This is a genomic window from Vibrio neonatus (assembly GCF_024346975.1).
Classification (GTDB): domain Bacteria; phylum Pseudomonadota; class Gammaproteobacteria; order Enterobacterales; family Vibrionaceae; genus Vibrio; species Vibrio neonatus.
On record NZ_AP024885.1, the window covers coordinates 332,868 to 354,792 of the forward strand.

The 21,925-nt window shown below is 43.7% G+C and carries 18 protein-coding genes; 14 read left to right on the forward strand and 4 right to left on the reverse strand.

Annotated features, from left to right (window positions below; translation table 11 throughout):
- Window positions 1-21: 21 nt before the first annotated feature.
- From OCU38_RS01625 to tldD, 13 genes are all read left to right on the forward strand, one after another.
- On the forward strand, window positions 22-519 hold the full coding sequence (locus tag OCU38_RS01625; protein ID WP_152821378.1) for a prepilin-type N-terminal cleavage/methylation domain-containing protein: 498 nt from the start codon (window positions 22-24) through the stop codon (window positions 517-519).
- Window positions 509-1,108 carry a type IV pilus modification PilV family protein gene (locus OCU38_RS01630; RefSeq protein WP_261823511.1) on the forward strand — a complete coding sequence of 200 codons (600 nt, stop codon included), beginning with the start codon at window positions 509-511 and terminating at the stop codon, window positions 1,106-1,108. Before OCU38_RS01625 ends, OCU38_RS01630 begins: the two co-directional genes overlap by 11 nt.
- On the forward strand, window positions 1,108-1,902 hold the full coding sequence (locus tag OCU38_RS01635) for a prepilin-type N-terminal cleavage/methylation domain-containing protein (RefSeq protein WP_261823512.1): 795 nt from the start codon (window positions 1,108-1,110) through the stop codon (window positions 1,900-1,902). Before OCU38_RS01630 ends, OCU38_RS01635 begins: the two co-directional genes overlap by 1 nt.
- Complete coding sequence (locus OCU38_RS01640; protein WP_261823513.1) at window positions 1,892-2,389, forward strand: hypothetical protein; 498 nt, start codon at window positions 1,892-1,894, stop codon at window positions 2,387-2,389. Before OCU38_RS01635 ends, OCU38_RS01640 begins: the two co-directional genes overlap by 11 nt.
- Window positions 2,382-6,203, forward strand: coding sequence for a DUF6701 domain-containing protein (locus OCU38_RS01645; protein WP_261823514.1), 3,822 nt, complete (start codon window positions 2,382-2,384; stop codon window positions 6,201-6,203). The genes OCU38_RS01640 and OCU38_RS01645 overlap by 8 nt, the downstream gene beginning before the upstream one ends.
- A gap of 144 nt (window positions 6,204-6,347) precedes the next feature.
- Window positions 6,348-7,391, forward strand: coding sequence for a rod shape-determining protein (locus OCU38_RS01650; RefSeq protein ID WP_021712419.1), 1,044 nt, complete (start codon window positions 6,348-6,350; stop codon window positions 7,389-7,391).
- Between the two features lie 48 nt (window positions 7,392-7,439).
- Window positions 7,440-8,360 (forward strand): rod shape-determining protein MreC, encoded by a 921-nt coding sequence (gene mreC, locus OCU38_RS01655; protein WP_261823515.1) that lies wholly within the window; start codon window positions 7,440-7,442, stop codon window positions 8,358-8,360.
- A complete protein-coding gene (gene mreD / locus OCU38_RS01660) occupies window positions 8,350-8,838 on the forward strand; it encodes a rod shape-determining protein MreD (protein WP_261823516.1) in 489 nt (162 codons plus the stop codon). Before mreC ends, mreD begins: the two co-directional genes overlap by 11 nt.
- Before the next feature lie 3 nt (window positions 8,839-8,841).
- On the forward strand, window positions 8,842-9,417 hold the full coding sequence (locus OCU38_RS01665; protein ID WP_261823517.1) for a Maf family protein: 576 nt from the start codon (window positions 8,842-8,844) through the stop codon (window positions 9,415-9,417).
- Between the two features lie 16 nt (window positions 9,418-9,433).
- Window positions 9,434-10,903, forward strand: a complete 1,470-nt coding sequence (rng, locus tag OCU38_RS01670; protein ID WP_261823518.1) for a ribonuclease G — start codon at window positions 9,434-9,436, stop codon at window positions 10,901-10,903.
- 12 nt (window positions 10,904-10,915) lie between these two features.
- Window positions 10,916-14,794, forward strand: a complete 3,879-nt coding sequence (locus OCU38_RS01675; protein ID WP_261823519.1) for a YhdP family protein — start codon at window positions 10,916-10,918, stop codon at window positions 14,792-14,794.
- Window positions 14,795-14,805: 11 nt separating this feature from the next.
- Window positions 14,806-15,648, forward strand: coding sequence for a carbon-nitrogen hydrolase family protein (locus OCU38_RS01680; protein ID WP_261823520.1), 843 nt, complete (start codon window positions 14,806-14,808; stop codon window positions 15,646-15,648).
- Between the two features lie 3 nt (window positions 15,649-15,651).
- Entirely contained in the window at window positions 15,652-17,097 is a 1,446-nt protein-coding gene (tldD, locus tag OCU38_RS01685) for a metalloprotease TldD (RefSeq protein WP_261823521.1), read from the forward strand.
- A 62-nt stretch (window positions 17,098-17,159) separates the two neighbouring features.
- Here the strand turns inward: tldD and yjgA are convergent, their stop codons facing one another.
- A complete protein-coding gene (gene yjgA / locus OCU38_RS01690; protein WP_261823522.1) occupies window positions 17,160-17,684 on the reverse strand; it encodes a ribosome biogenesis factor YjgA in 525 nt (174 codons plus the stop codon).
- Window positions 17,685-17,814: 130 nt separating this feature from the next.
- On the opposite strand from yjgA, the gene pmbA reads away from it, so the two are divergent.
- Window positions 17,815-19,158, forward strand: coding sequence for a metalloprotease PmbA (gene pmbA, locus OCU38_RS01695; protein WP_261823523.1), 1,344 nt, complete (start codon window positions 17,815-17,817; stop codon window positions 19,156-19,158).
- 92 nt (window positions 19,159-19,250) lie between these two features.
- On the opposite strand, the gene mgtE is transcribed toward pmbA, so the two are convergent.
- From mgtE to rapZ, 3 genes are all read right to left on the reverse strand, one after another.
- A complete protein-coding gene (gene mgtE, locus OCU38_RS01700; protein WP_261823524.1) occupies window positions 19,251-20,609 on the reverse strand; it encodes a magnesium transporter in 1,359 nt (452 codons plus the stop codon).
- 175 nt (window positions 20,610-20,784) lie between these two features.
- Window positions 20,785-21,057, reverse strand: coding sequence for an HPr family phosphocarrier protein (locus OCU38_RS01705; RefSeq protein ID WP_261823525.1), 273 nt, complete (start codon window positions 21,055-21,057; stop codon window positions 20,785-20,787).
- Entirely contained in the window at window positions 21,054-21,923 is an 870-nt protein-coding gene (gene rapZ / locus OCU38_RS01710; RefSeq protein ID WP_261823526.1) for an RNase adapter RapZ, read from the reverse strand. The genes OCU38_RS01705 and rapZ overlap by 4 nt, the downstream gene beginning before the upstream one ends.
- Window positions 21,924-21,925: the final 2 nt, after the last annotated feature.

Consider the following 21,925-nt stretch of genomic DNA (forward strand, 5'->3'; position numbering starts at 1 on the left):
TTCATTGGTTAGGGACAAGCAATGGATCACCAGCCTATTGCAAAGAATATAAAAGGTTTTACCTTGGTCGAGCTGATTATTGTCATAATCGTGGCTGCGATTTTGTCTTTGTATGCCTCAAGTAAATATATTGGTGTATCACAGTTTTCTGCTCAGGCCGCACAGCAGCAAGGCATTGCTGTTATTAGGCAAATTCAGTTAGGTAGAATGCAGTCTAATATTGAAGATAGTAGCTTACTTCATCAACGATTTCGCTTAGTGGTGACGGGGCAATGCTTAGGCTCGCAACAAGCCTGCACCACCAATACCCAACCTCTGAGCAATGTAGTGGTTCTAGAAAATCAAGATATGAGCTTTTCTCCTTCAATGACCATTGATTTTGATTTATTGGGCAACCCCACCTGCAGTTCAGGTTGTACTACACCAGTAGCAGGTCAGTCTATCCATATTTTTGTTGCTAGCACTCAAGATCAGCAAGAGATCTGCATCAATAGTCAGGGGTATGTACATGGCTGTTAAAAAGCAGACAGGCTTTACACTTATTGAAAGCATCATCGCTATTGTTATCTTGGGGATTGCTCTAATCACCTTGACCAGTTTCCTGTTTCCTCAAATCAGCCAATCAGCCAAACCTTTTTACGAAGTACGAGCATCGGCGTTAGGCTCAAGCTTGATGACTGAAATCTTGGCCAGAAACTTTGACGAACACAGTGATCATGATGGCGGAAGATATCGTTGTGGTGAAAGCGACTATATTGATAGTTCCGGCCAACCTATCCTATGTACCGCAAGTGCCGATTTTGGTCCTGACAACAATGAGCCACCCGCATTATTTAATGACGTGGATGATTATATAGGTTGTTGGTACACCACCACGGACTCGCAAAATAGCTGTATTGATAAAACTCATGGCGGGAAATTAACCGATATTTTTGGTAGTGATATTAGTGGCGACTATTTAGGTTTTAGAGCGGAAGTGAAGGTTGAATATGACCATGACACTCGCTTAGGAGATGCCAGTCAGGATTTATTTAAAAAAATCACAGTCACGATTACCGCTAGCCAATATGGGGACTTCAAATTTATCTCATATAGAGGGAACTACTAATGAAACAACGTGGTTTTACTCTGATTGAGATGATCATAACGATCATTATTCTCGCGATTATATTTTTAGGCATTGCAGGTTTTGTGGAGTTTGGCACTAAAGGATATGTACAGTCTGTAGATAGACAGCGATTACAAAACCAAGCTCGTTTTGCTATCGAAAAAATGAGCAGGGAGATACGCTATGCTGTGCCTAATAGTTTTAAAACAGTCAGCGATGACTTAAATAAATGCTTAATTTTTTACCCAATCCAATATTCTGGTTTCTATAAATTTGTAGAATCTACAAAACATGTGGAGTTCGTGGTTAGCAATGAAGACTACTCACATCCACATACCTTTTCAACAGACACTCGATTAGTCATAAACCCTAGTCGAATAGAAGATTTAGATGAGTCCGGCCCTCAAGCTGTTGGTTTAGGAAGTACCACTACATCAACTTTGGGGCATTACTTTTCGGTAGCAATGAATTTAACCAGTCAATCGAGTGCCAAGCGACATTTTATCTATCAAGATAAAACGGTAACTTACTGCGTAGAACGCACCAGTAGTAGTGACGAAACAGGAAGAGTAGTGCGTTACTATGGCGATATTGAGCCTAATACTGCCATTACTGATATTAATCATAATATCGGTGTGATAGTGGCAACGGGGCTTGCCTTTAGTGACAGTGATTTCATTTACCAACAAACAGCTCTTCAGCGTGGCGGGTTAGTTCACCTTGATTTATTGTTTAAAAATGGTGACGAGCAGAGTCAATATAAACATGATGTGCAGGTGAGCAATGTACCGTAATAATCAAGCATCAATGAACTCCCAAAAAGGTAATGTGTACATCATTGCGGTTTTTATTATCGTAGTTTTAGGGATGTTGACCTTAAATCTCACCAGAATATCGTGGTCAAACCAAGATACATTAACTCGTGAAGTATTGGGTAAGCAGGCCTCCATGCTGGCTCAGTCGGCAAATGAATGGGCGTTAACGTATTTATTTCCATTAGATGAGGACGATGATTTTACGACCTTATCTAGTCGTTGCAGTACGCTTGGCGCAAGTGCTATTGATGCGGCGACTGCTTTGGTTGAAAACAGTGCTATTCCTTGTCGTGCTCCGATTATTTCTTGCGAAACATCACCTTCAAATATTCCTTCGGAGATGGATGATATCCCAGAAGAGTTGAAGCACATTTCTATATCATCTAGAGCTATTTGTAATAGTGGCAATACTTTTGAAGTTGAACGTCAACAAACTGTTTGGGTGAGAGGGGTAAAAGATGAATAGATTCTCATCTTATCTTATTGTTTTTTTTGTATTGATTGGCTTTCAGGTTTCAGCTCAGACATGGGAAAATAAACCATCTGACTTGTGTACAGTGTTACCTAACTCTATTCAGTCTTGGAGTTCTACGTCCACTTTACGAATTGAGAATGGGGGGGTAAATATTGTAGGTACTGAAAATAAAAGTGGAAGGATTGGCTTTGGAAGTATCAGTGTAGGGCAGTGGGATTATGTTTGTGATGGCAATCCTTGTATTGCAGATCATAGCCTATTGATCGCTGAGCCAACTGTACAGCCTTTTTCTAGTGAACCAGTACTTTCTTTTGATAAATCAATAAGAGAAATACCAGCAGGGAAATATGACACAATTGAGCTAAGTGGCGGCAATGACTCTTATGAGTTCACAGGCTCTTATTATGAAATAAAGAAACTATCTGTAACCTCTGGGGCTGAGCTAATTATAAAACCAAACACTTTTATTAAAGTAAATTCAGCAGTACTGACTAGTGAAAAGATAGCTACAGAGATGCCTGATGATGACTCTGAAAATGTGATTATTTGGGGTGAATATGAATCAGGAGTAGCTCCTAGTATTACAGTAAAAACATCTATTCTATATGCGGATATTTTTAGTCGTGCAAGTGTCACTATTGACTGGGGAGCCGATTTATATGGTGCAGTAACTGCTCATGATATTATTATGAGAGGTGATCACCTTGAAGGTGTAACTGATCATTGTGCTACTCCACAGACTCCACCAATCTCAGATATGTGTACGTATTTCCCTGCTCCCACAAGCTCGAATTCATACTCTAATAGCGAGATTAAAATAGCTGGTGGTACTCCTCAGCGTATCAATTTATTCGGCCCCGATGGTAGCACTTCTACAGAGTTAGGGTTTAAAGATTATACCTGCAATGGAAATAGTTGCAGTGGGACGCAAAGTGATCATAGTGGATGTACCTATACTAATTTACCTAACGGTGTAATTACCAAGGATTGTAGCCTTACTGGACAAGATTTATTTCCTTCAGGTGCGCCTGTTTTAGAAGCATTTCAAGCGAGTGGTGCTTCGGTTTCCGTCGGTAGTAATACAGTTAACCTTGGTAGTGGTGGAGAAAGAAACTACACAGCTATTGATTTTGAAAATAATAGCAGTGGTGAAGTTGTTTTCTCGGAAAGCGGTGTATATTGGATTGGTAGTATTACGATCCCTCAGTCAGCAAGCAATATAAAAATAAGAGCGGCTGATGGTGTTATAGCTGAAGTGCATTTTAATGACTTAACAATTAATACTAATAATCATGTAACCATCGGTAATGTAAACTCCCCTTCACAGCTTATTTTGCTGAATCATAATAGTGATGATCACAGTCAGTTTAAGATAAATAAAAATAATGTAACTATAGCCGCTAATCTATATATTTCTACAGGTCCTGCTAGAGGAAATGGAAATTCATTTCATATAACGGCTAACCATTTTAAGTTCTACGGTAGTCTTACAGTGCCTGAGATTCAAATGAATGGAAGTGACAATCACTTTAACTTGTCAGAGTCAACTTGTGGAACAACGCCTCCACCAACAACAGACTATTCACTATCACTCACCCCAGCCCAAGGCATCCAATTAACTTGCACCGCCCAACAGCTTGATTTCCAAGTAAAAGACTCATCTGGGAATAACACTGGTGCTTACACCGGAGATATCGCAGTTACTGCAACTGGCGGCACCAATACTAGTTTTAATGTACTGCAAGGCTCTCCACAAGGGGGTAATCTCTACAAGGCAAATAGCAATGGATTATTAAGCCTTAGCATGGATGAGAATACCGTTAGTGATGTGGTTGTGACGGGCAGTTTACAAGATGACCCTAGTGCCACATCAGTGACTGGAAACTATAAATTTGTCGCCTATAAGCTAGGTTTTTCGCCTAATCCAACCAACGTTGTTGCAGGTAAGCCGTCAGAAAATGTATCGGTGCAACCATTGGAATGTTTGAACGATGCTCCTGTGGTTTCAGCAGATTATAATGGCGCAAAGCAAGTTGAATTATCCGCTACCAATTACATCGCTCCATCATCAACGGTTCGTCCTAGTGAGGTGATTAAAGTAAATGGTTCGACTACGCCACAAGGTAGTATGAATCTTGATTTTGGAAGCAATAGTACCGCTAATATTCAGGTTGAATATGCTGAGGCAGGTAGTGTCTCTTATACAATGACCGATGAAATCTGTATTGATGATGGGCAAGGCTCGCAAGAGTGTAGAGAGTATTCTGGAGAGCATCAAATCCAGTCTCGTCCATGGACATTTGCTCTTTGTGAACCTAGTGGCGCTAATATTTCAGGTACATCTAACTCTGGTAGTGTCTTTAAACGCTCAGGGGAGATTTTTGCTTTAAATGCGACCCCAATTCGTTGGGTGAGTAACGAAAGTACAGCTCCAAATGTTGCTATTGATGTTAGTAATTATTGTAATCAACTCGATACATTAGCAACTAAAAACTTCTATGCGGACTCAGCGCCAGCGGTGAGTGTCAATTTATCAGCGGTACTTGATTCACCAAGCGCAGGCGAACTTGGCAGTGGTTTAGAGGGAATCCCACCGAATGGTTTAGCTCACAATACAAACCCTATAGCTTTCTCTTCATTATTCTGGAAAGAGGCGGGGAGTTTGAAAGTGACTGCAGATTTGACCAATCAGGCTGATTATCTGTTTGAGCCTATAAACCCGGGTTATCGCAGTGTAGGACGGTTCTCCCCATCGCAGTTGGTTATGCTAGATGGAGCTAGCGATCCTAGTAATGTTTGGACGCAGTGGCAGTATGCGTCAAACCATGATGGTTTTGCTTATATGAGCCAGCAATTCCCACATTCCTTTAAAGTTCAAGCACAAGCGAACGACGGTACGCCGACGTTAAATTATGGTTTATTCGGTAATGACTACATCTCAACACTCGATTACATGGCGAATACAACAGGTTTAGCGACCGATGTTAGCTTGTTGAATCGAGTGGCTAACACGCAGACTTGGACAGGAGCGGATTGGCCGAAAACCTTGGCTGAAGACCCTTCAATACTTTCAGTGCAAATGGATGATTTTGCATTTATGAAAAAGGTGGATTCAACGGTTGGCAGTTTTATTGCTACAGAGCCAGATGGACCATTTAACAGTAGTAATTCTATTTTTGGCCTTGAAGTCACCACAATTATCGATGATGTAAATTTTTCTGTTCTGGATATGCCAGATGTCAACACTGGAACGAATGTCGGTAGTGCTTTCCTTGAGCAACCAGAGTTTCGTTATGGTCGTATGCATCTAGAAGATGTAGGAGGCAATACAGGCCAAACAGTGCGAGTGCCATTACGTGTGGAATACTGGGATGATGGCGAGTTTAAGACAAATGATAAAGACAGTGGCAGTGAGTATGATGCGACCAATCATTATTGCGTGCAGACGATTTGGAATAATCAATCTGCAACTACAAACGCAGCGCTAGTCAGTGGTGGAAATCATAGCGTAGCGCAAGGCTTGTCGGATGAACTGCATGCTGAGCATGTTCCAACGAGTACAGCAAATACTGAAAGAGCTCAAGTAAGGCTCTGGTTGCGTCAAGCCGATGACTCACCGCAACGTCACGAAACCGATATTGACTGCTCAAAAGCCACGTCATTCACCAACCAACCTTGGCTTCAATACAATTGGAGAGACAAAGGTGATGAAGACCCTTCCGCTGTCGTTACTTTTGGTGTTTTTAGAGGTAACGATCGGATCATATTTAAAGGTGAGCGAGCGTTAATTGGTAACGAAAACTGACTTTTTTAGTGCCTAAGTCAGGACAGCGTCAGAAAAAGGCACTTTATATCAATCTTTGTTGTCCAATGCCTTGCCCAATAAGTGAGGCATTGGTACATTTAGTACAATTTTATCTTCCAAAGATTGTGAGAAGAGCGCTTAGTTATGTTTAAAAAAATTCGCGGAATGTTCTCAAACGACCTGTCTATTGATTTGGGTACAGCGAACACACTCATTTATGTAAAAGGACAAGGCATTGTTCTTGATGAACCATCAGTTGTTGCTATCCGCCAAGATCGCGCTGGTTCAACTAAAAGCGTTGCGGCCGTTGGTCATGACGCAAAGCAAATGCTAGGACGTACTCCTGGTAATATTTCAGCTATTCGCCCAATGAAAGATGGCGTAATTGCAGACTTTTTCGTTACCGAAAAAATGCTTCAGCACTTCATCAAGCAAGTTCATGACAACAGCTTCCTAAAACCAAGCCCACGTGTTTTGGTTTGTGTTCCTTGTGGTTCAACACAAGTTGAGCGCCGTGCGATTCGTGAATCAGCATTAGGTGCAGGTGCTCGTGAAGTGTACTTGATTGACGAGCCAATGGCGGCGGCAATTGGTGCAGGTCTACGAGTATCAGAACCAACCGGTTCTATGGTTGTTGATATCGGTGGTGGTACTACTGAAGTTGCAGTTATCTCACTAAACGGTGTGGTGTACTCTTCTTCTGTGCGCATCGGTGGTGACCGTTTTGATGAAGCTATTATCAACTATGTTCGTCGTAACTACGGCAGCTTGATTGGTGAAGCAACAGCAGAAAAAATCAAACATGTGATCGGTTCAGCTTACCCTGGCGATGAAGTAGAAGAGCTTGAAGTTCGTGGTCGTAACCTTGCAGAAGGTGTGCCACGCAGCTTTAGCCTAAACTCAAACGAAATCCTTGAAGCACTGCAAGAGCCTCTATCTGGTATCGTTTCTGCAGTAATGGTTGCACTAGAGCAGTGTCCACCTGAGCTGGCTTCTGATATCTCTGAAAACGGTATGGTGTTAACCGGTGGCGGCGCGCTATTGAAAGACCTAGATCGTTTGCTAACAGAAGAAACTGGCATCCCTGTTGTTGTGGCAGAAGAGCCGCTAACTTGTGTGGCTCGTGGGGGCGGTAAAGCTCTTGAAATGATTGATATGCACGGCGGTGACTTATTTAGTGAAGAATAAGTCTTCCTCTGAATTACGCCCACTAGTAACAAAAACGGGTAATGAAGAATGAATCCAATCTTTGGCAGAGGCCCTTCTCTGCAATTGAGACTCTTTTTTGCCGTATTACTATCAGCCAGCTTAATGTTGGCTGATAGTCGTTTAGATACCTTCTCAAATGTACGATACGTGTTAAACAGTTCTGTCGCTCCAATCCAGTATCTAGCTGATCTACCCAGAAGCATGTTTGGCAAGCTTTATGAGCAGGTAAGCAGTAAACAACAACTGTTATCGACCAATAAAGCGCTCCGCGAACAGCTACTAAAAATGAACAGTGAATTGTCGCTGCTTTCTCAATATAAAGAAGAAAACCAACGCTTTAGAAAGCTGCTTGGCTCTAGCTTTGTGCGAGATGAAAAAAAGGTAGTGACAGAAGTAATGGCAGTTGATGCCTCTTCATATCATCAACAGATCATGATTGATAAAGGCCGTGTCGATGGTGTTTATCAAGGGCAACCTGTGATTAACGAAAACGGTATCGTTGGGCAAGTAACCGAAGTTGGTGCTCACAATAGTCGAGTGCTATTGCTGACCGATGCTAACGCCGCGATTCCAGTGCAAGTCATTCGTAATGATATTCGAGTGATTGCCGCAGGCAGTGGCGATTTGACGCAAATGCACCTGCAACACATCCCAAGTAATTTTGATATTCAAGAAGGGGATGTGCTGGTCTCATCTGGCTTAGGTGGCGTATATCCTGAAGGGTATCCAGTGGCGACGGTAAATAAAGTTCAAATAGATAACCACCAACCGTTTTCAACTATTACCGCTATACCAGCGGTAGACTTTGGGCGTTTGCGTTATCTGCTGTTGGTTTGGCCTCAGCAAACGTCGGCTAATGAACAACCAACGCTGATGGAGTCCGCACCAGCTGCAACAACTGAACAGAACCCAATAACAGCGGAAGCCGGAGAAAAAGATGGCGAATAGTATCTTTGGCGGCAAGCTCGTAATCTGGACGACTTTTTTAGCGGCTCTGATTCTACAAAGCATTCCTTGGCCGGGCACAATGGATATGTTGCGTCCGTCATGGTTGGTATTAGTCACCTGTTATTGGGTGATGGCCGCCCCGCATAGAGTGAATGTGGGAACAGGTTTATTTTTAGGTTTATTGTGGGATCTTCTATTAGGTTCCACTCTGGGTATTCACGGCCTGATGATGGCTATCGTGACTTACTTAGTAGCGATTAACTTTCTGGTTATCCGCAATATGGCATTGTGGCAACAATCATTAGTGATGGCGCTTTTAAGCATGCTCAGTATCACCATAGAGTTCTTTGGTGAATTTGTTATTCAAGATGTGGTATTTAATCCAGCATCACTGTGGGTTGCACTCATTAACGCTATCCTTTGGCCATGGCTATTTTTATTATTACGTCGTGTTCGCCGTATTTGGAGAGTAAGATAAGTGATGCAGAAATCTCTTATTTTAGCGTCGGCGTCGCCAAGAAGACGTGAACTTTTATCTCAACTAGGCTACGAATTTACTATACTTATCAGCAATATAGATGAAGTTCGTAGCGCAGGGGAATCCCCTAGCCAATATGTACAGCGATTAGCTGAGAATAAAGCGCAAGCTGTTCTTGAGCAAGCTCGCTCTAAAGGCATAGTTGAACCTATCGTTATTGGCTCAGATACCATAGTAACTCAGGGTGAGTGTGTATTTGAAAAGCCTAATTCTGTGCAAGATAGCTTAGAAATGCTCGATCAACTGTCGAACGCAAAACATCAAGTGATGACGGCAGTCTGCGTTTCTGATCTTCATAAAACAGAGACCATTATTTGTATTACAGACGTATGGTTCAAACCTCTCAGCCGCCAAGAAATAGAAGATTATTGGTTGACAGGCGAACCATGCGATAAAGCAGGAAGCTACGGGATTCAGGGTATAGGCGGAAAGTTTGTTACGCGCATTGAGGGCAGTTATCACTCAGTCGTAGGGCTACCTTTATTTGAAACCGAACAGCTCTTGCACCAATTTTTATAAGTTTTAGAGGTGCGCCATGAGTGCAGAGTTATTGATCAACTCAACACCGAGTGAAACTCGGGTTGCTATGATTGAAGGCGGTGTCCTTCAAGAAGTTCATATAGAAAGGGAAGCTAGGCGAGGCATTGTAGGCAACATTTACAAGGGTCGAGTCAGCCGCGTATTACCGGGAATGCAAGCCGCATTTGTTGATATCGGTTTGGAAAAAGCGGCCTTTTTACATGCTTCAGATATTGTGCCTCATACTGAGTGCGTTGCCGAAAACGAAAAGCAGCAATTTAAAGTGCGTGATATCTCTGAATTGGTTCGCCAAGGTCAAGATATTGTGGTGCAAGTGGTTAAAGATCCCCTTGGCACAAAAGGCGCACGCTTAACCACAGATATTACTCTTCCTTCTCGTTATTTAGTCTTTATGCCAGGTGCAAGCCACGTTGGCGTATCACAACGTATCGAATCAGAAAAAGAGCGCAACCGTCTTAAAAAAATCGTCGCCCCTTATTGCAGTGAATCCGGTGGATTTATTATCCGAACGGCTGCCGAAGGCGCGGATGAAAAAGAGCTGGCTCAAGATGCGGCTTTTTTAGAGCGTTTGTGGGAGAAGGTGATGGTTCGCCGCTCCAAATACATTACCCGTTCTACTCTATACGGTGAGCTAGGGCTTGCTCCGCGAATTTTACGTGACTTTGTAGGTACTGAGCTGTCTTTGATTCAGGTCGATTCACGTATGGTGTTTGAATCACTGCTTGAGTTTACCGAAGAATTTGTGCCTGAATTAATGGACAAACTGGTGTTGTATGATGGTGATAAGCCTATCTTTGATTTATACGATGCCGAGAGCGAAATTCAACGCTCACTTGATCGTCGAGTCAATTTAAAATCAGGCGGCTCGCTGATCATAGATCAAACAGAAGCCATGACGACGGTAGATATTAATACCGGAGCCTTTGTTGGTCGTCGTAATTTAGAAGAAACAATCTTTAATACCAACCTAGAAGCGACCGAAGCCATTGCGCGTCAACTTAGGTTACGTAACCTTGGTGGCATCATCATTATAGATTTCATCGATATGATCAGTGATGAGCACCGCAAGCGCGTACTTGCTTCTCTTGAAGCAGCCTTAAATAATGACCGCGTTAAAACCAACATCAATGGTTTTACTCAACTAGGATTAGTTGAGATGACACGTAAGCGTACTCGAGAAAGTATCGAGCATGTACTGTGTTCAGATTGCCCAAGTTGTGAAGGTCGAGGCGCAGTCAAAACCGTTGAAACCGTATGCTATGAAGTGCTTCGTGAAATCACACGAGTCAATCGTGCCTATGACGCCGATAGATTCTTAGTTTATGCTTCATTAGCGGTTGCAGATGCGTTGCAAGGTGAAGAGTCTCATGCGTTAGCTGAGTTAGAACTGTTTATAGGTAAAGAAGTTAAAATCACAGCCGAACCGCTTTATGTTCAAGAGCAGTTCGATGTTGTAATGATGTAGGGTAGTGATTCATTGGCGTCATTCTCAGTTCGACTAGAGCGATTTTTTCTCTCGCTATTAGTGTTTATATTTGTATCTTTAGCGGTGCTTGTCACCGCTTTACGTATTGCTTTGCCTCGGTTAGATAACTATCAACAGGAAATCGAAACTTGGGTAAACAAAGCGTCTGGCCTTAACTTCACTATCGGTGAGGTACATGGGTATTGGAAAAACACCCATCCATCTCTTTCTCTATCAGGCTTACAAGCAGACATTCCCAAGGGCGTAAAAGCCTTTTCTGTTGGGGAAGTTACCGCGGAATTTGATCTGGTTGATTCTCTATTAAACTTACAGCCTAAGATCAGTGAATTAACCGTTAATGGACTGCATATTGATATCAGTGATATCGATCTATTCCACCGCAGTAATACAAATAGCGAGCCGCCAAAAGAGGGTGAGCAGCAACTTCTTAAAAATCTAGAAAACCTAATCCTGCGTCAGTTAAGTGAATTTTCACTCAAAGATTCTACCTTAGTATTTAAAGATGCTGCGGGAGATGTACGTGAAGTTGAAATAGAAAACCTTAACTGGCACAACAACGCCAATCGTCACCGTGCCGATGGGGTGATTAGTGTTAAAGACGTTCAGTTAAACAGCGTCAGCGTTATTGCTGATTTTACTGATAACGATGGCATTGCTGATATCAGTGGTGACTTTTACCTGCAAGGGAATAACTTCAACATTACCCCTTGGGTTTCCCCTTATTTAGCCGATGGTATTGTGGTAGAGAAGGGAAGAGTGAGCCTGAACACTTGGGTTTCTCTTAAAAATAACCAACCTATTGATGCTTATCTGGAAATTTCTCCATCGCGTTTAGAGTGGAAAGACAAACATAACAAAAAGAACTCTATCTCCATCCAAGGCGGAGTGATGAAGCTAGATCCTACTGACGATGGTTGGCAAGTGAATGGTCAAGATCTTGCGTTTCGCTCAAATGGCTCACAGTGGCCAGAGCTTAACTTTGCTTTGCAATGGGCGCCAGAGCAGTGGAAGCTCAATGTTAATCAGATAAAAATCGGTAGCTTAACACCGATATTAGATTTACTGCCGGATATGGAAAAAACGCAAGACTGGATCAATACCGTTCAACTTGGCGGTAAAGTGACGGATATGCGTGTTTCCATGGGCAAAGGCATAGAGACACTTCGCTATTCGGCCAAGCTTAAAGATGGACGCATGAAGCAATGGGAATTGCTTCCTGGTTTCCATACTTTAGAAGCGCAAGTTTTTGGTCGCTCCGATCTGGCGAAAGCCAAAGTCACCATGGTTGATGACGTATTGCCCTATGGCGATGTGTTTCAAGCGCCACTACGCATTCGTCAGGCCGAGCTTGATTTAGTTTGGCAATCCGATGATGACGGCTGGCGACTATGGTCAGATAAAGTCACCGCAGCGACACCTGATCTACAAGTGCTCGGTGCTTTTAAACTCGATTTCCCAAAAGATGCACCCACATTTTTGTCTTTTTACGCAGAAGCCGATTTGCTTAACGCCGGTGAAACGTGGCGTTATTTGCCTACCTTAGCCTTAGGGCGTAGCTTGACCGATTACCTTTCAGCGGGTATTCAAGGCGGCACAGTAAAAACCGCTAAATTGCTTTGGTATGGTGAGCTTTCCAAGTTCCCATATCGTAAAAATGACGGTGTGTTTCAGGCTTGGGTTCCACTGCGAAAAACCAAATTTAGCTTTAGCACAGCATGGCCAGCATTAACCGATATGCAGCTTGATTTGCTATTTGAAAACGAGACCATGTTCTTAGATTCAAGAGATGCCAAACTGCTGAATATCCACGCTGATCGCATCTCAGGTCAAATTCCTCAAATGCATGGTGATGGGCATATTGAACTGTTTGCCGCAGCTAAAGCAGAAGGCTCTGATGTTCGAGATTATATGAGTGCCACACCTTTAGTTGGCTCGGTGGGGGCTGCGTTAACCACCATAGATATCAAAGGACAAGTTGACTCACAGTTCCAACTTTACATTCCATTTAGCGAAGGTGAAGACGCCAGAGCGTGGGGCTATGCCGACCTCAAAAATAACAATATCAATATTACTGCGCCGCCAATGATGCTGGAAAAAGCCACCGGTCGCATTGAGTTTGATAATGATGTGGTGAGCACAGCAGGCTTAAAGGCGACTGTGCTAGATCAGCCTATTTCACTCGACTTTACCGGACAAAATGCCGAGGCAAGCTATGACACTCGTATTGATCTTATCGGTGACTGGCAGGTTGAACCTTTAGTGCCATATCTGGGTAAAACGTGGCTAGAGCCTATTTCAGGTAGAGCGCCATGGAATATGGGAATCGATCTGCAAATCAATGATGTTGGCTTTACCTATCAGTTGGATGCCAAAGCAAACTTAACCTCTGTAGCCAGTAACTATCCAGCGCCAATGCAGAAAAAGAAAGGCGAGGTATGGCAAGCTCGCATGCAGGCATCAGGTAACCAAGAGTCGATTTCTGCCAGACTGCAACTGCCAAAAGCTAAGTTCCAAACTGAAATTGACATCACTCAGGGAAGACCAGTACTTAAAGCGACCAACACCATCATTGGTTCAGGCAGTTTTCGAGTCAGCCCCATTGTTGGGCATCACGCCTCGTTGCGTTTACCTGAATTTGATCTCGACCAATGGATAGATGCATTAGATCGTTCTACCGTTGGGCCTAAGCCGATAGTCAGTGAGCTTAATGCTCCAGAGTTTCCGGTTCCGCAACGCATACAAGTACAAACCACCAACCTTAAAGCGGGTGGTTTAGATTGGAATGATGTGGATTTGTTGGCACGTAATCGTGGCAATAAATGGGATTTCAACGTAGACAGTTCGCAGTTAAAAGGCAAAGCCGATTACGATGGAAAGCACCTAGGCGTGCATTTATCGAAACTGCAATTGTACTTAGCGGATCCTGAAAACCTCGTTGATGAGTCCATTATCGATGAAAAAGATCTTGAGAAAGAAAAAGACGGCAAGCCGTTAATTTCAGACTTTGATAAAACCTTCTTTGCCAAAATGCCGAGCTTTGATTTACAAATCGATGATTTTTGGATGCAAGGTTATAAAGTAGGTAAGGTTGACGTGGTGATGAAACACGATGGCGATCGCATTGTGTGGGACAAAGCCAATTTAACCAGTGGGCAATCGAGCTTATTAGCCAGCGGTTGGTGGAAGTTAACCGATAAAGACAGCACTACCCATTTAAACTTTAATGCTAAAGGCGAAGATAACTCGGAAATCATGGCAAGATTTGGGGTGAACTCGGGCATTCAAAAAGCGCCATTTGAGTTTAACTCATCTTTAGATTGGAAAGGTTCACCATGGAATATTCAGGTAGATACTCTCAATGGCACGCTAGACGCAGAATTTGGCCGTGGGGTGATTTCTGATGTTGGTGGCGCGGCTAAATTACTGGGTATGTTTAGCTTAGATTCCTTGATTCGACGCATGCAGTTAGACTTTAGCGATGTATTTGATGATGGTTTAGCTTTTGATTCTATCGAAGGTAAAGGCAAGGTCGAAAATGGCATATTTGTCACTAACGATCTACAAATGGATTCGATCTCCGGCGATATGACCATTCGTGGTCTAGCGAATTTGAATACTCAAATGGTGGATGCGGAAGTGACCTTTAAACCTGACGTCACTTCAGGTATTCCAATGCTGACCGCCTTTGCAGTAGCGCCACAAACCGCGCTATATGTATTGGCTATCAGTACTGTAGTGGCTCCGGTAATTGAAGTTATTACTCAGGTCACTTATGAAATCAAAGGGCCGATGAACGCACCGAAAGTACGAGAAAAATCGCGTCGTAAGGGAGACTACGAAGTACCTAAGAAACTTCGCTCTGAGTCATAGGGAAGCCACATATGCAGCAACAAGTAACAGTCGGTTTAGTGCAGATGACATCAACTAGTGATGTCACGCAAAACTATCAATACATTGAACAGCAGGTGAGAGAATTAGCTACGCAGCAGTGTCAGTTAATTATTATGCCAGAAAATTGCTTACTGTTTGATAATGCTGAAGGTTATCAAAAGCTTGCAGAAGAGCTGGATTCGGGGCCAATTCAGAGTCAAATAGCTAAACTGGCCAAAGAGTTGGCGGTTTGGATTGTCATCGGCTCTTTTCCTATTCGAGCGCCAAAAGGTAAACTCTACTCCACAAGTTTAGTGTTTAGCGAGCAAGGTGAGTTAGTTGCCGATTACGCCAAAATGCATCTATTTGATGTCGAAGTGGCTGATGGGCATGGTAGCTATCGCGAATCGGATTGCTTTGCGCACGGCACTGCGCCAAAGATAGCGCAGACGCCTTTCGCTAACCTTGGCTTATCGATTTGTTATGACTTACGATTCGCTAATCTGTATAACGTTTTGCGTGACGGTGGTGCAAATATTTTACTGGTACCTGCCGCTTTTACTGCGGTGACGGGCGAGGCACACTGGGAAGCTCTGCTTCGTGCAAGAGCTATTGAAAACCAAGCTTGGGTGATTGGCGTCGGTCAATGTGGACAGCATTCTGCCAGCAGACAAACTTGGGGCCATTCTATGGTGATAGACCCTTGGGGTAAGGTCATCACTTGCGCGGCAATGACACCCTGCAATTTAGTGGCTGATATTGAATTACATCAAGTGGAGCAAGTTCGTAAGGCGATGCCTGTTGCTGCACATCAAAAATTTTTTAGCCTCATCATTGATGAGGAAAATGAGTAAATTATGACAATTGAAACAGTAGAAAAAGAGCTGTTGGCTCCAAGTGGCCTAACAGATCAAGATGTGGAGCGTACTCTTTCTTTGATTGCCGCTCGTGATATCGATTATGCGGATGTTTACTTTCAAGCGAGCTGGCACGAAACCTTAGTTTTAGAAGACAGCATCATCAAGGATGGGTCATTTAATATCGACCGTGGTGTGGGTGTTAGGGCGATCAGTGGTGAGAAAACAGGTTTTGCTTATTCAGATCAGATTCAAGCTGACAGTTTAAAACAATCGGCAATTGCCGCTCGAGGCATTGCAAAGCAAGGACAAACGGCTCAGGTTCAAACCTTCTCTCGTCATAACTCAAGCAAAATTTATTCAAGTGTTAACCCGCTACAGAGCCTTGAAAAGCAACAGAAAATCGACCTGCTTAAAGAGCTTGATATGTACATTCGTATTAAAGAGCCTTTGGTGAGCGAAGTGAACATCAGTTTAAGTGGTGTGTATGAGCAAGTGCTTGTTGCCGCTACAGACGGCACTTACGCTACCGATATTCGTCCATTGGTACGTTTGTCTATCAGCGTGTTAGCACAACGTGGCGATCGCCGTGAGCGTGGTTCTTCAGGCGGCGGTGGTCGTTACGATTACCAAAGATTCTTAGCGATGGATGGCAGCAAAACTGTGGCTATGCACTTTGCCGATGAAGCGATTCGTTTAGCTTTAGTAAACCTTGAATCTGACGCGGCACCTGCGGGCGCAATGCCGGTTGTATTAGGCGCAGGTTGGCCGGGCGTATTGCTACATGAAGCGGTAGGTCATGGTTTAGAAGGCGACTTTAACCGTAAGCAATCCTCAGTATTTTCTGGAAAAGTGGGTGACAAAGTCACTTCCGATCTTTGTACCATTGTCGATGACGGCACTATGGTGGATCGCCGTGGTTCGTTAAATATTGATGATGAAGGGGTTGATGGTCAATACAACACCTTAATTGAAAATGGCGTCCTTAAAGGCTACATGCAAGATAAAATGAATGCGCGTCTTATGGGTGTGGCACCCACGGGTAATGGCCGTCGTGAATCATTTGCGCACTTACCTATGCCTCGTATGACTAATACTTATATGTTGCCGGGTCAACATACGCCTGAAGAGATCATTTCAACCGTCAAAAAAGGTATCTATGCACCAAGCTTTGCCGGCGGTCAGGTTGATATCACTTCGGGTAAGTTTGTGTTCTCAACTTCAGAAGCATACCTTATTGAAAACGGTAAAATCACTCGTCCAGTAAAAGATGCAACTTTAATTGGCTCTGGTATCGAAGCGATGCAGCAGGTATCGATGATAGGTAATGATTTACAAATCGATCAGGGTGTTGGCGTGTGTGGTAAAGCGGGACAAAGCGTTCCTGTTGGTGTAGGTCAACCAACGGTTAAACTTGAAACTATCACTGTCGGTGGTACAGAGTAAGCGGCACATACACACTGTAATGATAGGAAAGCCTATCATTACAGTGTGTACAATAAAGCGATTTAAGCTTCGCTGTTCAGATCTTTTAAGATCTGGAAAATCTCACGATATGCTTTAGGCGGCTTACTGGCTGCCTTTTCTTTATTTGCTTGGCGAGCTAATTGGCGTAGACGTTGTCTATCCGCTTCTGGGTATAAGTTAAGCACTTCTTCAATTGCAGAGTCACCTTCAGCGACAACGCGATCACGCAATACTTCCAGTTTATGCAATTCAGCCGAAGCTTGAGAGTGCTTGTTACGATGCTTATCGAGCGCAGCTTGAATTGGCTCAATCTCAATTTGACGCATTACTTTACCAATGTATTGCAGTTGACGGCGTCTCGCTTCGTTTTTAAAGCGTTGCGCATCTTTAATAGCATCAGCAAGATCTTCTGGTAACGGGAATTTATCCAGTACACCAGGCTTTAGCGCCACAAGCTCTTCGCCAAGTTTTTGCAAGGCTTCCATGTCTTGCTTCATTTCGGTTTTACTTACCCAAATGATTTCTTCTTCCTCTTCCCAAGGGGCTTTCTGGTTTTTTCTGGCCATAATTTGCTCTTAGTTACTCAATTCTGAATGCGTATTACGCATAATTTCCGTTATTTTAACAAACAAATTGGGGAGAATGGGAAAAGCTTGGTATTCTAAACACAATTGCCTGCAAATAATTGATTTAACTATGGACGCTAGACAACAAATTGCCCAACAAAAAGTAGAATTAGAAGAAGCGGTTGCTAAAGCCCTAGCGTTGGCGTCTGCCAAAGCCGATGGTGCTGAGGTAGCGATCAATAAATCTACTGGTCTGAGTGTATCCACTCGCATGTGTGAAGTAGAGAATGTCGAGTTTAATAGCGACGGCGCTCTAGGTATCACAGTTTACCGAGGCCAAAGAAAGGGAAGTGCATCCACTTCCGATCTCAGTGAAAAAGCAATAGCACAAACGGTTGCTGCTGCTTTAGACATAGCCAAGTACACTTCTGAAGATCCTTGCGCCGGCCCTGCACCTGCTGAGTTGATGGTTAAAGAAGTGAAAGATCTGGATCTTTTCCATCCTGATGAGCCAAACCCTGATCATGTTGCGAAAATTGCTATTGAAGCGGAACAAGCCGCTTTGGCGTACAGCGATAAGATCAAACAAAGTGATGGTGCAAGCTATGATTCTCACTATGGCATTCGTGTTTACGGTAACTCACATGGCGTGCTAGCCAGTTATCCATCAAGCCGTCATAGCGTTAGCTGTAGCGTCATTGGCTCGGGTGCAAATGGCGATATGGAACGCAATTATAGTTATAGCGTTGCCCGCAGAGCAGAAGATCTTTGGTCTGCGAAAGAAGTCGGTTTAAAAGCGGCACAAAGAACCATACAGAGCTTAGATGCTCGACGTATTGCTACTGGTGAGTATCCAGTGATGTTTGCCGCTGAGGTGGCTACAGGGCTAATGGGGCACTTAATTGGTGCTATTAGCGGTGGCAGTCTTTACCGTAAATCCTCTTTTTTACTTGATCACCTTGGAAAGCAAATCCTGCCAGATTGGTTCAATGTGAACGAAAAGCCACATATTCTGCGAGGCTTAGCCTCTACGCCATTTGATAGCGAAGGTGTGGCGACTAAAGACTACGACATCATCACCGATGGCAAGTTGGCAACTTACTTGCTGACCAGTTATGCCGCTCGCAAGTTGGGGATGACGGCCACAGGACACGCTGGTGGTATTCACAACTGGTTTGTTCAATCTACCGGACAAGATTACCAAGCCATGCTCAAAGAGCTAGGTACTGGCTTTTTAGTGACTGAATTAATGGGTCAGGGCGTGAATGGCGTTACCGGTGATTATTCACGTGGCGCAGCTGGATTTTGGGTAGAAAATGGGGTGATTCAATACCCAGTTTCAGAAGTGACTGTTGCGGGCAATCTTAAAGATATGTTCCAACGAATTGTGGCGGTAGGCAATGATGTTGAAACTCGCTCACAAATTCAAACTGGTTCTATGCTGATTGAATCGATGAAAGTTGCGGGTGTTTAACCTCTATCCACCTTTGTAGTTATTAAAAAAACGAGCTGAAAAGCTCGTTTTTTTATGTTGGTTAGTTCGAATACTTAGCTAGCGAAAAGTACCTAGAGTAAGAAAATCGTCGCCAGCCCTAAAAAGACCGATAAACCAATCACATCTGTAATGGTGGTCAACGCCATACCGCCTGCCAATGCAGGATCTATGTTCATTTTCTTCAATATAATCGGAATGGTAACCCCAGCAACCCCAGCCACAAACAAGTTGGTGAGCATTGCGGCAGAGATAATAAAGCCGAGCATCCAATCGTGTTTCCAGAACACGACAATCGCACCAATAATTAACGCCCAAAGCACGCCATTTAAGAAGCCGATAGCCGCTTCTTTCATTAGTAGTTCTTTGCGGTTACTGTCACCGATATAGCCCAGAGCCAAGCCACGAATCACCAAGGCCACAGTCTGGTTACCGGCTACGCCGCCCATGGAAGGTACTATGGTCATCAACACAGCGATAGCCGCCATTTGTTCTAAGGTGGCTTCAAACATGTTGGACACAGAAGCGGCTGCTAGAGCGGCCAGTACATTGACGCCTAACCAGACACTCCGGCGACGCGCTGATTTGACTACTGGTGCAAAGGTATCTTCGTCATCATCAAGACCGGCTAAGCTCATCATGGAGTGCTCAGCATCTTCCCTAATGATATCAACCACATCATCAATGGTAATACGTCCGACTAAGTGTTGGTTTTGGTCAACAACCGGCGCGGATACCCAGTTTCTACGTTCAAATAAGCTTGCCACATCCGTATCGCTAAGATCCACAGCGATAGCCTCATCAGCGTGAGTCATGACTTCTGCAACGGGTACATCAGGTTGTGTGGTTAGCAGGGTAGTGAGTGACAGATTGCCAATTAAACGGTCGTCGTCGTCAATTACATACAGGGTATCGGTGGCTTCAGGCAGTTCACCTTTCATTCGCATATAACGAAGTACAACATCAATATCAACATCGCCACGTATGGTGGTGACGTCGGTATTCATTATTCCGCCAGCGGTGTCTTCTGGATAGGAGAGAGCGGTTTCGACACGTAGTCGATCCGCAGAGTCCATTTGGCTTAGGACTTCCTGTGATACGTTATTAGGTAAGCTTCGAAGAACGTAGGCAACGTCATCGGTATCCATGCCTTCGGTCGCTTCTGCCAGCTTACCGGGAGCCATTTTGGATACTAGGTTATCTTTGACGTCTTCACTTAGCTCATCAAGAATTTCACCGTAATCTTCTGGATCGGTGAGTTGCCATAATACTTCACGGCTTTTTCTTGGCGAGGCTTCAAGAAGGTGGGCAATATCTTCTGGCTCCATTGATTGGAGCTGACGTCTAACGAAGACAAAGCGGCCATTATCCAGCGCATCACTTACTTCCTGAAGCGTTTGGTGGGCCTGATCAAACTCGATCTGTTCCGCCATTATTTGCCTCCATTAGGTGTGTACACTAAATAAATTGATAGAAGGATATTAGCCTATTTTATTCAAGGGGTTAATAAGTTCTTAAATCTAAAACGAATATTTTAATAGACTGGGTGAAAATTATACCAATCATACTAACCAAGCTAGAATGAGCAGTTATTTAGTACGATTAGCATTATTCATCTTCTTCGAATTTTTCTTCGATGAGAGCGCACACCGCTTGTAGAGCCTGTGGTGCTTGTTTGCCGTTGGCGGTCACTGTGACGTATTCACCCTGTGCAGATTCGAGCATAAGTAGTGCCATTACGCTATCCGCGTCAGCACTATTACCATCATTACTGACGGTAACTTTAGCATCAAAGCTTTGGGCTAATTCGACAAGTTTTACCGCCGCGCGTGCATGCAATCCCAGTTTATTAATGATGAGTAAGCGACGAGATTGGATCACTTTTGTTGCTCTAATTGATTGTGACGAATAAGCACTTGTTGCCCTTGTGCAAGGAAGTATTCACCAATTTGCTGAGTAAGAAATACCGAGCGGTGCTTGCCACCAGTACAGCCAATCGCAACCGTAAGGTAGCTACGATTGTTTTTTTCTAGAGCCGGAAGCCAGCGTTCAATAAATGCTTGGATTTGCTCTTTTAGCTCAACCACATCGTCAAAGCCGTACAGGTAATCACAAATAGGCTTATCTAAACCAGTTAAAGGTCTTAGACTGGGTTCCCAGTGTGGATTCGGCAGAAAGCGAACATCAAACACATAGTCAACATCAGAGGGCAGACCGTATTTGAAGCCAAAGGATTGAAAGACCATGACCAACTCTTGCCCATCACGACCTAAGATGCGCTTTCTCACCATTTCGCTGAGTTCGTGAATGGAGAGCTTACTGCTGTCTATGACCAGATCGGCTCGTTCTTTTAATGCAGACAGTAAGATTTTTTCTTCTACAATGGCTTGCTGAAGGGAGCGTGAGTCTTTGATTAATGAGAGAGGGTGGATGCGTCGGGTTTCGCTATAGCGCTTAATGAGGGTTTCTTCGTTTGCTTCAAGATAAAGAACCGTCACTTGAACAGAATCATCTAGCGTCGTGAGTACCGCTGTGACTTGCTTTGGGTTACTCGGTAAGTTACGAATATCAATACTCACCGCAACTTTGGTTTGTTTGGGGCTTAGACCGTCGACAAAAGAGCTAAGCAAAGCCACTGGAAGGTTATCGACACAATAGTAGCCAATGTCTTCTAAGGCACGTAGCGCGACACTTTTTCCGCCACCGGAATTACCACTAACAACTACAAGCTGGCGAGGTTCAGACATTC